Source organism: Klebsiella sp. CN_Kp100 (genome assembly GCF_040065315.1).
Taxonomy (GTDB): domain Bacteria; phylum Pseudomonadota; class Gammaproteobacteria; order Enterobacterales; family Enterobacteriaceae; genus Klebsiella; species Klebsiella oxytoca.
On record NZ_JBEAIJ010000041.1, the window covers coordinates 174,743 to 186,739 of the forward strand.

The window sequence follows — 11,997 nt, forward strand, 5'->3', positions numbered from 1 at the left end:
AGAAGACAGAATGGCAATCCCTGAATTACAGGCTTACGCGCTGCCGGAAGCCAGCGATATCCCGGCGAACAAAGTGAACTGGGCATTTGAGCCGTCCCGTGCCGCGCTGCTGATCCACGATATGCAGGAGTATTTCCTTAATTTCTGGGGCGAAAACAGCGCGATGATGGAGAAAGTGGTGGCCAACATCGCCGCTCTGCGCGAGTTCTGCAAACAGAATAATATTCCGGTTTTTTACACCGCTCAGCCGAAAGAGCAGAGCGATGAAGACCGCGCGCTGCTGAACGACATGTGGGGGCCGGGTCTGACCCGGTCTCCGGAACAGCAGCAGGTTATTGCCGCGCTTGCGCCGGACGACAACGATACCGTACTGGTGAAGTGGCGCTACAGCGCGTTTCACCGCTCGCCGCTGGAGGAGATACTGAAAGAGGCGGGGCGCGATCAGCTGATTATCACCGGCGTGTACGCCCATATCGGCTGCATGACCACCGCGACTGACGCGTTTATGCGCGATATTAAGCCATTTTTCGTTGCCGATGCGCTGGCTGATTTCAGCCGCGAGGAGCATCTGATGGCGCTCAACTACGTGGCGGGTCGCTCCGGTCGCGTGGTGATGACGGAAGAGCTGCTGCCGCTGCCGGCATCGAAAGCGGCGCTGCGCGCGCTGGTGCTGCCGCTGCTCGATGAATCCGATGAGCCGATGGATGACGAAAATCTGATCGACTACGGCCTGGATTCGGTACGCATGATGGCGCTCGCCGCGCGCTGGCGTAAAGTGCACGGCGATATTGACTTTGTGGTGCTGGCGAAAAAACCGACCATCGATGCCTGGTGGGCGCTGCTTTCTCGCGAGGTGAAATAATGAACGGGCTAGATTTTCACGGCCAGACCGTGTGGATCACCGGCGCGGGTAAGGGGATCGGCTACGCTACCGCGCTGGCGTTCGTTGAGGCCGGCGCGCAGGTAACCGGTTTTGATCTGGCGTTCGACGGTGAAAGCTATCCGTTTGCCACCGAGACGCTGAACGTCGCCGACGCGCAGCAGGTGGCGCAGGTATGCGGCCGCCTGCTGGCAGGGATCGAGCGGCTGGATGTGTTGGTTAATGCGGCCGGTATTTTGCGGATGGGGGCGACCGATGCGCTGAGCCTTGAAGACTGGCAGCAGACCTTTGCCGTCAATGTTGGCGGGGCGTTTAACCTGTTCCAGCAGACGATGGCGCAGTTCCGCCGCCAGAAAGGCGGGGCGATTGTGACCGTGGCGTCCGACGCTGCGCATACCCCGCGCATCGGCATGAGCGCCTACGGCGCATCAAAGGCGGCGCTAAAGAGCCTGGCGCTGACCGTCGGCCTGGAGCTGGCGGGCAGCGGCGTACGCTGTAATCTGGTTTCTCCTGGTTCTACCGACACCGATATGCAGCGGACGCTGTGGGTGAGCGATGATGCAGAGCAGCAGCGCATTCGCGGCTTCGGCGAGCAGTTTAAGCTGGGCATTCCTCTGGGCAAAATCGCCCACCCGCAGGAGATTGCCAATACCATTCTGTTCCTCGCCTCCGACCACGCCAGCCATATCACGCTGCAGGATATCGTGGTGGACGGCGGCTCGACGCTGGGGGCATAAATGGCCTGGAAACGTCAGCTGACGCTGGATGAGCTTAACGCCACCAGCAGCAATACGATGGTGGCCCATCTGGGCATCGTCTATACCCGCCTTGAGGAGGGCGTGCTGGAGGCGGAAATGCCGGTCGACGCGCGAACCCATCAGCCGTTTGGCCTGCTGCACGGCGGGGCCTCCGCGGCGCTGGCGGAAACCCTCGGCTCGATGGCCGGATGGTTGATGACCGCAGAGGGACAGTGCGTGGTGGGGACCGAGCTCAACGCCACCCATCACCGGGCGGTCTCCAGCGGTAAAGTCCGCGGCGAATGCCGGGCGCTGCACCTGGGGCGTCAGGGCCAGAGCTGGGAAATTGCGATATTCGACGAGCGAGGACGGCGCTGCTGCACCTGCCGTCTGGGCACGGCGGTCCTCGGCTGAGGCATAGCCTTTTGCCGGGTCAGGCGTTTACGCCGCAACCCGGGGAATACGCCGGGATTGAGACTTTGGCGCGGCTTCTTCCCGGTGGCGCTGCGCTGACCGGGCTACGGGTTCTCCGCCGTCTGCGGGCCGGTAGCCCGGACAGGCGCGTCAAGCGCCACCTCCGGGGAAACAACCTGCGATGCAGTTACAGAATATCCCTCCCTGTTTTCATCCATTTTCCTGCCAGAAGTGATCTCGCTTGCAATGTGAGATAAATCCTTGCCGTCAGGCGACATCTGCAACGTTTCAGAGTTGTTAAAACTCGTATTGTGTTCTAGAAACAAATTGTAACATCCTGATTACCCTACCTGTGGAACACAATGATGAATAATTCAGGGAAATACCTCATCTGGACACTGCTCTCCGTTATCGGAGCCTTTGCCCTGGGCTATATCGCGCTAAACCGGGGTGAGCAGATTAACGCGCTATGGATTGTCGTCGCGGCAGTCTGCGTCTATCTGATCGCCTATCGCTTCTACGGCCTGTATATCGCCAAAAACGTGCTGGTGGTTGACCCGACGCGCATGACTCCGGCGGTGCGTCACAACGACGGCCTTGACTACGTTCCGACCGATAAGAAAGTGCTGTTCGGCCACCATTTTGCCGCTATTGCCGGCGCAGGGCCGCTGGTTGGCCCGGTGCTGGCGGCGCAAATGGGCTATCTGCCGGGAATGATCTGGATCCTGGCGGGCGTGGTGCTGGCCGGGGCGGTACAGGACTTTATGGTGCTGTTCGTCTCAACCCGTCGCGACGGACGTTCGCTCGGCGAGCTGGTGAAAGAGGAGATGGGCCCAACCGCCGGGGTGCTGGCGCTGGTGGCCTGCTTTATGATCATGGTTATTATCCTTGCGGTGCTGGCGATGATCGTGGTGAAAGCGCTAACCCACAGCCCGTGGGGCACCTACACCGTGGCCTTCACCATCCCGCTGGCGATATTCATGGGCATTTATATTCGCTATCTGCGCCCCGGGCGCATTGGCGAAGTGTCGGTGATTGGTCTGGTGATGCTGGTGTTCGCCATCATCTCCGGCGGCTGGGTGGCGGAAAGCCCGACCTGGGCGCCGTGGTTTGATTACACCGGCGTACAGCTTACCTGGATTCTGGTGGGCTACGGGTTTATCGCCGCCGTACTGCCGGTCTGGCTGCTGCTGGCGCCTCGCGACTACCTCTCTACCTTCCTGAAAATCGGCACCATCGTCGGTCTGGCGATTGGGATTCTGATCATGCGTCCGACGCTGACGATGCCGGCGCTGACCAAATTTATCGATGGCACCGGGCCGGTATGGAGCGGCAGCCTGTTCCCGTTCCTGTTTATCACCATCGCCTGCGGCGCGGTTTCCGGCTTCCATGCCCTGATCGCTTCCGGCACCACCCCGAAAATGCTGGCCAACGAAGGCCAGGCGTGTTTTATCGGCTACGGCGGCATGCTGATGGAGTCCTTCGTAGCGATCATGGCGCTGGTGGCGGCCTGTATTATCGACCCGGGCGTCTACTTCGCGATGAACAGCCCAATGGCGGTGCTGGCTCCGGCGGGCGTGAGCGATGTGGTGGCGTCGGCGGCGCAGGTGGTGAGTAGCTGGGGCTTTACCGTCACCCCGGATACGCTCAATCAGATCGCCAATGAGGTAGGGGAACAGTCGATTATTTCACGCGCGGGCGGCGCGCCGACGCTGGCGGTGGGCATGGCCTATATCCTCCACGGTTCGCTGGGCGGCCTGATGGACGTCTCTTTCTGGTACCACTTCGCGATTCTGTTTGAGGCGCTGTTTATCCTGACCGCGGTGGATGCCGGCACGCGGGCGGCGCGCTTTATGCTGCAGGATCTGCTTGGGGTGATCAGCCCGGGGCTCAAGCAAACCAGCTCCCTGCCGGCGAACCTTCTTGCGACCGCGCTGTGCGTGCTGGCCTGGGGCTACTTCCTGCATCAGGGTGTAGTTGACCCACTTGGCGGCATCAACACCCTCTGGCCGCTGTTTGGTATTGCCAACCAGATGCTGGCAGGGATGGCGCTGATGCTCTGCGCGGTGGTACTGTTTAAGATGAAGCGCCAGCGTTATGCCTGGGTCGCACTGCTGCCAACCTCCTGGCTGCTGATCTGTACCCTGACCGCGGGCTGGCAGAAGTCGTTCAGCACCGATACCAAAGTGGGCTTCCTGGCGATTGCCAACAAGTTCCAGGCGATGATTGACAGCGGCAATATTCCGCCGCAGTACACCGAGTCGCAGCTGGCGCAACTGGTGTTTAACAACCGTCTGGATGCCGGGCTGACCATCTTCTTCATGGTAGTGGTGGTGGTTCTGGCGCTGTTCTCAATTAAGACCGCGCTGGCGGCGCTGAAAGAGGACAAACCGACGGCGAAAGAGACCCCTTACCAGGCGATGCCAGCTGATGCTGAAAGCCTGGTCACTCAGGCGAAACGCGCCCATTAAAGCATCATTTTGTTGCCCTCCTTCTTGAGAAGGAGGGCGGTTAGCGGAGTTGGAAATGTTTGATACCCTTTCGAAAGCAGGAAAATATCTGGGCCAGGCGGCGAAGATGATGATCGGCGTCCCGGATTACGACAACTACGTGGAGCACATCCGTGTGACCCACCCCGAGCAAACGCCGATGACCTACGAAGAGTTTTTCCGCGAACGTCAGGACGCACGCTACGGCGGTAAAGGCGGCGCGAAGTGTTGTTAACCCTCTTTCGGCAGATACAGGCTGATCTGCTCCTGCGTACAACCGTAAATGGCCGCCAGCTTTTCGCGAGTGCGCTTTTGCGGGCGGGAGTCGATAGCTTCTAGCTGGGAAACCGCAGACTGGCTAATCCCGAGCTTATTGGCCACCTCCTGCTGCGACAGGCCGCGCAGAATGCGCCAGGCCGCCTGCAGGCTGACTTTCTCTTTATCCATGATGTCGCAGACGTCACCCGGCAGCATCACGTTGTCGTAGATATCGTGTTCTACCGGAATATCTTCAAGATCGGCTTCCGTTTCATCATCCAGCTCGGCTAGCTGCAAACACATCTGGAAGTATTCGTCGTAGGGGATCACCGCGTACTGCGCTTTCCCTTCATCATCCTTAATTATCTGAACAGCCATATGGCATATTCTCCTCATGCAAATAGGTTGTTGAGGTTCTGCGCTTAACGGACACGATAAACAGGTCGTTCAGCGTCAGCCCCTGACGTGTGAAAATGATCCGATAATCCCCTACCCGAAGACGGTAATGATTCTCTGGTTTAGATAATTTCTGACATCGGGCCGAGGAGCCGTACGGTCACCTAAATCCGCTAGCCTGCTTTTGATTCTCTGCTGATAGCGATAATCGATATTTGCCAGTTCCTTTTTTGCCACTTTTGACCAGATGAGCATGCTATGTACCTCCACTGTACACCTCAGTTGAATATAAGAAAATAATAAGTTTATAAGATAAGTTTGCTATTTTCTTATGAGGGTACCCTAACGCAGAATCGTTATCTGGCGAAGGCAGAAACATCGGCTTTGCGAGGCGGCTCGAAAGCGCCTCCGCCGGGCGGCAGAGGCGAATAAAACGGGGATTAACCGGCGAAACGTTCGACCTTCTCAAACGCCGCGCGCAGGGTTTCGGCGTTCAGTTCAACCGGCAGAAAATGGATAGACTCCACCGGGCGCAGGGTATGGGCAATCACCTTATCCAGCTGTTCGCGGTTATTGATATCCACCTCCAGCGCCGCCAGGGTGGTTGGCAGATTAAAGCGCTGATACGCCTGCACCAGCTGCGCCAGCACGTCGTCCTGGCCGAGCAGGGCGCTCTGGACCAGAATACCGTAGGCGACTTTGGTCCCGTGAAGATACTTCTCGGTCTGCGGCAGCACCGTCAGCCCGTTATGCACCGCATGGGCGGCGGCGACGCGGGTATAGCGCTCGCCTAGCCCGCCGACCATACCGCCGCCGGCGATGATCGCATCCACGACGTCGCGGAAAGCCTGGGTTAGCTCGCCGCGTTGCTGGTCGGCCAGCGCGGTTTCGCTGCTTTCCAGCAGCACATCGCGGATGGCCAGCGCGCCGTTGATGCCAAGGCGCACGGTGAGCGGCAGCGTCTCCGGCTGCGGGGCCAGCACTACCGCTTCATACCATTTCGCCAGCGTATCGCCGATGCCCGCCAGCAGATATTCCGCCGGCGCGTTAAGAATAATGCGCGGCTCCACCAGCACCAGAAAGTTGGCATCGTCGAAGATTTCAAACTGCAGCGCCTGACCGGCATCGTTATACCACACCGACAGCGGCGTCCAGGCCGCGCAGGTGGCGGCGATGGTAGGGATGGCGACGACCGGCAGGCCGAGGCGCCGGGCCAGCGCCTTCGCGGTATCCAGCAGCGCGCCGCCGCCTACGCCAATCACCACCGACCGATCGTCGCCGGACGCGCGGGCCAGCTCGCTGACATCGCTTTCGCTACAGTGGCCTTTAAAGAGGATTTTTTTGGCTCCGGGAGCGTTAAACGCTGCCGGCAAAAAAGCCTGGGCGCCTGCGATAGCCCGCTCGCCGTAAACCCACACCGCGCGTGAAAGCTGTTCTTCGCTATAAAAATCCTGCAGCCGGGCAAGGCTGCCGGGATGGGAATAGTAGTTGGCGGGGCCGGGGACCACGCGGATATCGCTATGACTCATTCATGCTGTCCTTGTTCTGTTTCGCTAACCCGATGTTATGTCTGGACATCCAGATGGCTAATATTATTTCGCTTTATCTTATGCCTTTTATGCATTTGTCAGTCAAGGGCAGCTATGAAAAATTCGTTAAATCAGAAGATTAATCGACAGGGTGCAGGGGATGACCGGCAATCGCCTTGAGATGCAAAATATTAGCCTGGCCTTTTCCGGCTTTCGGGCGCTCAGCAACGTGGCTTTTACCCTGCAAGGGGGCTCGGTGCATGCGCTGACCGGCGCTAACGGCGCAGGCAAGTCCACGCTAATGGCGGTGCTGTGCGGCACCCACGCCCATTACGAAGGCGAGGTGGTGATTAACAACCAGCCGGTGAGTATTCGCTCGCCGCGCGATGCTAAACAGCTGGGGATTCATCTGGTGCAGCAGGAGGTAGACGTGGCGCTGGTTCCGGGCCTGAGCATCGCGGAAAACATCATGCTCGACAGGCTGGCGGAACCGGGGCTCGCCTTCCGCTGGGGACGGCTGCGCCAGCTGGCGCGCGAGGCGCTGGCTCAGCTTGACGTCAGCCTCGACGTGCGCCGCTCCATCGACAGCTGCACGCTGGCGGAAAAACAGCAAATCCTGCTGGCTCGCGCCCTGTCGCATCACTGCCGCTTTCTTATCCTCGATGAGCCAACCGCGCCGCTGGACCAAAACGAAAGCGAGCGCCTGTTTGCGGTGGTTCGCCGCCTGCAACAGCAGGGCCTTGGCATTGTGTTTATCTCGCACCGCATTCATGAATTAAAAGCCGTTTGCGACACCCTGACGGTGCTGCGCGACGGCCGACTGATTGAGAGCGGGCCGATGGCCGATCTCAGCGGCGAACAGATCGTCGAGAGAATGCTCGGTCATGAGCTGAGCGATATCTTCCCGCCGAAGCGGCCGCCCCATAGCGATGAAGTGCTGCTACAGGTGGAAGGGCTGCACGACGAAGGGTTATTGCAGGATATCTCCCTGCGTTTGCGCAAGGGAGAGATTCTGGGGATCGCCGGACTGGCGGGCGCCGGCAAAACCGAGCTGTGCAAGGCGCTGTTTGGCGCCAGCAAAAGTCGTTTGACGCGCGGCGAACTGAATAGTCAGCCGTGGCGACCGCGCGACCCGGCGGACTCGGTAGCGCGCGGCCTGGCGCTGGTGCCGGAAGAGCGGCGCAAGGAGGGCATTTTTATCGAGGAGCCGGTGGCGATGAATCTGGCGGTCAGCGCCGATAGTAGCTTCTCCCGCTGGAGCCTGTTTGGCCATCGTCAGGCCTGGCGCTGGGCGGAAGAAGTGATTGCCCGCGTAGGCATTCGGACTTCAGGCCCGGCGCAGAGCCTGCGCCGGCTCTCCGGCGGTAATCAGCAAAAGGTAGCGATTGGCAAATGGCTGCGCGGCAACGCCAACGTCCTGATTTTCGATGAGCCGACCAAAGGGGTCGACGTCAAAGCCAAAACGGATTTATTCAATGTGATCGACGGCCTGGCGCGGGAAGGCAAAGGGGTGATTTACGCCTCGGGCGAATTCGCCGAGCTGGTCGGCCTGTGCGATCGCATCTGCGTGCTGTGGGACGGACGCATCGTGGCGGAAATTGCGGGCGCGGAGGCCCGGGAAGAAAACATTCTTTATTACTCCACCGGAGGAGCTTCAGCGTGAGTAAAGCCCTGGCAGTTAACGCGGCGGTTTCTGGCCGTCAGCGATTTTTCGATTTTCTCTACAAATGGGGCATGTTGCTGACCGTCGTCCTGCTGATCGCCGTTTTTGGTCTGGCATCGGACAACTTCCTCGACCCGTTTAACATCATCAATATCCTGCGATCTATCGCCATCGTGACGGTGATCGCTATCGGCGTATCGATATCCCTGACCATCGGCGGCTTCGATTTGTCCGTAGGCTCCACCGCCTCGCTGGCCAATGCGCTGGTGATTTCGCTGTTTGTCTGGCACGGCTTCGGCACCACCGAGGCAATTCTTGTCACCCTCGCGCTCTGTACCTTAGTGGGGCTGTTCAACGCGTTTCTGATCGTGATCCTGCGTATACCCGACATGCTGGCGACGCTTGCCAGCCTGTTCGTGATTCAGGGCGTGGCGATGACTTACAGCTACGGCGGTTCGATCACCGAAAATATGGTGCTGCCGAGCGGCGATATGGCGGAAGGCGCGATTCCGGCGGCGTTTGGTTCGCTCGGACAGGTACCGACGATAGTCATCATTATGCTGGTGGTGACCGTTGTCGCCCAGCTGGCGCTCTCCTTGACCACTCACGGCCGGCGGATGTACGCCATCGGCGGCAATCCGGAAGCGGCGCGCCTCTCGGGTCTGCGGATCACCCGGTACAAAGTTGCCGCTTACGTGATTGCCTCCCTGCTGGCGGGGCTCGGCGGCATTCTGCTGGCGTCGCGCATCGGCTCATCGCAGGTGAACGCCGGCGGCGGCTATCTGATGGATGCGGTGGCGGCGGCGTGGATTGGCTTCTCGCTGGCCGGTTCCGGTAAGCCGAACGCGCTCGGTACGCTGGTGGGGGCGGTCATTTTAGGCGTGCTCTCCAATGGACTGGTGATGCTCTCGGTTCCCTATTACGCGATGGACATTATTAAAGGGCTGGTGCTGGCTGGCGCGCTCGCACTGACCTATTTTCAGCGCCGTACCTAAAATTTTACAGGGTAAACACTATGAAAAAGATAACGCTTTCACTCATCGCGCTGGGATTGTTTAACGCGACGGCAGCTTTTGCTGAAACCCCGGCGCCGCTTCCGACAGCGATCGCCGACCATAGCGGGCCGATTCGCATTGCGGTGATCCGCAACCTGGGCTCCGACGATAACACCACCCAGTTTGTCTCCGGAGCGGTCCAGGAGGGCAAAAAGCTCGGCTTTAAAATCAGCACCTTCCTCAGCAACGGTGATGACGCCAAATTCCAGGACTTCGTTAACCAGGCGATTAGCCAGAAATACGACGGCATTATTCTTTCTCAGGGGCGCGATCCCTACGCCACTGCGCTGGTGAAAAAAGCGGTGGACGCCGGGATCAAAGTCTCGGTCTTCGATACCGCGGTAAACGGCCAGATCCCGGGCGTCACCGTCACCCAGCAGGATGACGCTTCCCTGACCGAACTCTCCTTTGGCCAGCTGGTGAAAGATTTCAACGGCAAAGCCAATATCGTCAAACTGTGGGTCGCGGGTTTCCCGCCGATGGAGCGTCGCCAGGCGGCCTACCAGACGCTGCTTAAACAAAATCCCGGCATCAAAGAGCTGGAATCGATCGGCGCAGTCTCATCCGATGTGCAGGGCGATACGGCCAACAAGGTTGGCGCGATCTTAGCGAAATACCCGAAAGGTAAAATTGATGCTATCTGGGGAACCTGGGACGCGTTCAGCCAGGGCGCTTATAAAGCGCTGAAAGAGAACGGTCGCAGCGAGATCAAACTCTACAGCATCGATATTTCTAACCAGGATCTGCAGCTGATGCGCGAATCCGGCAGTCCGTGGAAGGTGAGCGTAGCGGTGGATCCGAAGCTTATCGGCGCCACTAACGTGCGTCTGATCGCCAATAAGATTGCCGGCGAACCAACCCCCGCAACCTACGACTTTAAAGCGGCGGCGATTCCGCAGGCGCTGCTGGCGGCGCAGCCGGGAGCGGTCAACGTCGCTTCGCTGGGTAAAATTATTCCAGGCTGGGGCCAGACTGAAGACTTTATCGCCCCGTGGTTTGCCACTCTCGAAGCGAAAAACAAATAATAGCGTCCGGCGGCTGTCAGGTATCCTCTGCCAGCGGTAGAGGGGAACCAGCGCTGCCCGGCAACAGGAGGTTATGTGGCTGAATTACCGCGCCCGGAATACAGCCGCAATATGCGGCTGATTGGACATAGCGATCAGGGAGGACGCCCGGACGGCGTCCAGCTGATGGTACATCGTGGTTATGCCTATATTGGCCATATGGTATCGCAGGGCTTTTCCGTAGTGGACGTACGTGACGCGAAAAATCCGCGAACGGTCAATTACATCGCCGCGCCACCCGGTACCTGGAACGTCCATTTACAGGCGCACGACGATCTGCTGCTGGTGATCAACGCCCGGGATCTGTTCGCCGATGCCCGCTTCGCCGACGAGAAGGTTTATTACACCCGTTCGGTGGGCGAGACGGTTAGCGACGTACGGGAGAAGGGCTGGAGCGCCGGGCTGCGGATTTTTGATATCTCCACCCCGGATAAACCGCAAGAGATCGCCTTTCTGTCGCTTAACGGCATCGGTATTCACCGAATCTGGTACGTCGGCGGGCGCTGGGCCTACGTTTCCGCGCTGATTGACGGCTTTAGCGACTATATTTTCCTGACTATCGACCTGGCCGACCCGCGTAAGCCGGAAGTTGCCGGGCGCTGGTGGCTGCCGGGGATGAACCAGGCGGCGGGGGAGACCGCGCAGTGGCCGGAAGGTAAGCGCTATGCCCTGCATCACGCGATTATCGCCGGCGACACCGCCTACGGCAGCTGGCGCGACGGCGGCCTGACCCTGCTCGATGTGCAGGATCGCTCTCAGCCGAAGCTAATCAGCCACCGTAACTGGAGCCCGCCGTTTGGCGGCGGTACCCACACCGCGCTGCCGCTCCCGGACCGGGACCTGCTGGTGGTGCTTGATGAGGCGGTACTGGATAACCAGCAGGATGGGGAGAAGCTGATCTGGCTGTTCGACATTCGCGAGCCGACGAATCCGGTGAGTATCGCCACTTTCCCGCAGCCGGATGAAGCTGATTACGTGGCGAAAGGTGCGCACTTCGGTCCACATAACCTGCATGAGAATCGACCCGGCAGCTTTGTCAGCTCAACGCTGATTTTCGCCACTTATCAGAACGCGGGCGTTCGCGCTTACGATATTTCCAACCCTTATCGGCCGGTGGAAACCGGGGCGCTGGTGCCCGCAGCGCCGGCGAAAATGATGGATACCCGCCCCGGTCGTCCGCGGGTGATCCAGTCCTGCGATGTGTTCGTCGACGCTCAGGGAATAATCTACAGCACCGACTATAACGGCGGGCTGTCGGTGATTGAGTATTTGGGGTAGGGGATGGTGGGTTGTTGCCTTCCCGGGTCGCGGCGCAAACGCCTTAACCGGGCTACAGACGGTGGTGCCCCCGTAGCCCGGACAGATGCGAAGCATCGCCTCCGGGGAAAGAGGCCAATACCCGGAGGCGGCGCCTGACGCGCCTGTCCGGGCTACCGGCCCACAGACGGCGGTGCACTCGTAGCCCGATGTGATGGACACCTCCCCCTTACGGCATCAAAGTGCCAGACTGAG

Annotated in this window: 11 protein-coding genes and 1 pseudogene; 9 read left to right on the forward strand and 3 right to left on the reverse strand. The window is 59.5% G+C overall.

Annotated features, from left to right (window positions below; all coding sequences use genetic code 11):
* Nucleotides 1-10 precede the first annotated feature (10 nt).
* The 5 genes from entB (at nucleotide 11) to ABLV12_RS17955 (ending at nucleotide 4,755) form a co-directional block, all read left to right on the forward strand.
* Nucleotides 11-862, forward strand: coding sequence for an enterobactin biosynthesis bifunctional isochorismatase/aryl carrier protein EntB (gene entB / locus ABLV12_RS17935; RefSeq protein WP_064345022.1), 852 nt, complete (start codon nucleotides 11-13; stop codon nucleotides 860-862).
* A complete protein-coding gene (gene entA, locus ABLV12_RS17940; RefSeq protein ID WP_004100080.1) occupies nucleotides 862-1,617 on the forward strand; it encodes a 2,3-dihydro-2,3-dihydroxybenzoate dehydrogenase EntA in 756 nt (251 codons plus the stop codon). Before entB ends, entA begins: the two co-directional genes overlap by 1 nt.
* Nucleotides 1,618-2,031, forward strand: coding sequence for a proofreading thioesterase EntH (gene entH, locus ABLV12_RS17945; protein WP_023329428.1), 414 nt, complete (start codon nucleotides 1,618-1,620; stop codon nucleotides 2,029-2,031).
* 365 nt (nucleotides 2,032-2,396) lie between these two features.
* On the forward strand, nucleotides 2,397-4,502 hold the full coding sequence (gene cstA, locus ABLV12_RS17950) for a pyruvate/proton symporter CstA (RefSeq protein WP_348867200.1): 2,106 nt from the start codon (nucleotides 2,397-2,399) through the stop codon (nucleotides 4,500-4,502).
* Between the two features lie 55 nt (nucleotides 4,503-4,557).
* Nucleotides 4,558-4,755: a YbdD/YjiX family protein gene (locus tag ABLV12_RS17955; protein ID WP_004100083.1), complete on the forward strand. Its 198-nt coding sequence runs from the start codon at nucleotides 4,558-4,560 to the stop codon at nucleotides 4,753-4,755.
* On the opposite strand, the gene ABLV12_RS17960 is transcribed toward ABLV12_RS17955, so the two are convergent.
* The 3 genes and pseudogenes from ABLV12_RS17960 to ABLV12_RS17970 all read right to left on the reverse strand — a co-directional run bounded on the left by ABLV12_RS17960 (nucleotide 4,752) and on the right by ABLV12_RS17970 (nucleotide 6,703).
* A complete protein-coding gene (locus ABLV12_RS17960; RefSeq protein WP_004100084.1) occupies nucleotides 4,752-5,156 on the reverse strand; it encodes a helix-turn-helix domain-containing protein in 405 nt (134 codons plus the stop codon). The two genes, ABLV12_RS17955 and ABLV12_RS17960, sit on opposite strands and share 4 nt — an antisense overlap.
* Nucleotides 5,137-5,429, reverse strand: a pseudogene (locus tag ABLV12_RS17965) (type II toxin-antitoxin system RelE/ParE family toxin). The gene ABLV12_RS17960 and the pseudogene ABLV12_RS17965 overlap by 20 nt, the downstream one beginning before the upstream one ends.
* 185 nt (nucleotides 5,430-5,614) lie before the next feature.
* Nucleotides 5,615-6,703, reverse strand: a complete 1,089-nt coding sequence (locus ABLV12_RS17970) for an oxidoreductase (protein WP_024273899.1) — start codon at nucleotides 6,701-6,703, stop codon at nucleotides 5,615-5,617.
* 160 nt (nucleotides 6,704-6,863) lie between these two features.
* Here ABLV12_RS17970 and ABLV12_RS17975 point away from each other — a divergent pair, with 160 nt between their 5' ends.
* From ABLV12_RS17975 to ABLV12_RS17990, 4 genes are all read left to right on the forward strand, one after another.
* On the forward strand, nucleotides 6,864-8,366 hold the full coding sequence (locus ABLV12_RS17975) for a sugar ABC transporter ATP-binding protein (RefSeq protein WP_049591148.1): 1,503 nt from the start codon (nucleotides 6,864-6,866) through the stop codon (nucleotides 8,364-8,366).
* On the forward strand, nucleotides 8,363-9,361 hold the full coding sequence (locus tag ABLV12_RS17980; RefSeq protein WP_004100091.1) for an ABC transporter permease: 999 nt from the start codon (nucleotides 8,363-8,365) through the stop codon (nucleotides 9,359-9,361). Before ABLV12_RS17975 ends, ABLV12_RS17980 begins: the two co-directional genes overlap by 4 nt.
* Nucleotides 9,362-9,381: 20 nt before the next feature.
* Nucleotides 9,382-10,446, forward strand: coding sequence for a sugar ABC transporter substrate-binding protein (locus tag ABLV12_RS17985; protein ID WP_004100093.1), 1,065 nt, complete (start codon nucleotides 9,382-9,384; stop codon nucleotides 10,444-10,446).
* Nucleotides 10,447-10,521: 75 nt separating this feature from the next.
* Nucleotides 10,522-11,763, forward strand: a complete 1,242-nt coding sequence (locus ABLV12_RS17990; protein WP_004100095.1) for an LVIVD repeat-containing protein — start codon at nucleotides 10,522-10,524, stop codon at nucleotides 11,761-11,763.
* Nucleotides 11,764-11,997: the final 234 nt, after the last annotated feature.

What these genes read in the sequence shown, in the direction of transcription:
- cstA (WP_348867200.1), top strand. Translation starts at nt 2,397, where the DNA reads ATGAATAATTCAGGGAAATACCTCATCTGGACACTGCTCTCCGTTATC.
- entA (WP_004100080.1), top strand. Translation starts at nt 862, where the DNA reads ATGAACGGGCTAGATTTTCACGGCCAGACCGTGTGGATCACCGGCGCG.
- entH (WP_023329428.1), top strand. Translation starts at nt 1,618, where the DNA reads ATGGCCTGGAAACGTCAGCTGACGCTGGATGAGCTTAACGCCACCAGC.
- ABLV12_RS17975 (WP_049591148.1), top strand. Translation starts at nt 6,864, where the DNA reads ATGACCGGCAATCGCCTTGAGATGCAAAATATTAGCCTGGCCTTTTCC.
- ABLV12_RS17985 (WP_004100093.1), top strand. Translation starts at nt 9,382, where the DNA reads ATGAAAAAGATAACGCTTTCACTCATCGCGCTGGGATTGTTTAACGCG.
- ABLV12_RS17970 (WP_024273899.1), bottom strand. Translation starts at nt 6,703, where the DNA reads ATGAGTCATAGCGATATCCGCGTGGTCCCCGGCCCCGCCAACTACTAT.
- ABLV12_RS17960 (WP_004100084.1), bottom strand. Translation starts at nt 5,156, where the DNA reads ATGGCTGTTCAGATAATTAAGGATGATGAAGGGAAAGCGCAGTACGCG.
- entB (WP_064345022.1), top strand. Translation starts at nt 11, where the DNA reads ATGGCAATCCCTGAATTACAGGCTTACGCGCTGCCGGAAGCCAGCGAT.
- ABLV12_RS17955 (WP_004100083.1), top strand. Translation starts at nt 4,558, where the DNA reads ATGTTTGATACCCTTTCGAAAGCAGGAAAATATCTGGGCCAGGCGGCG.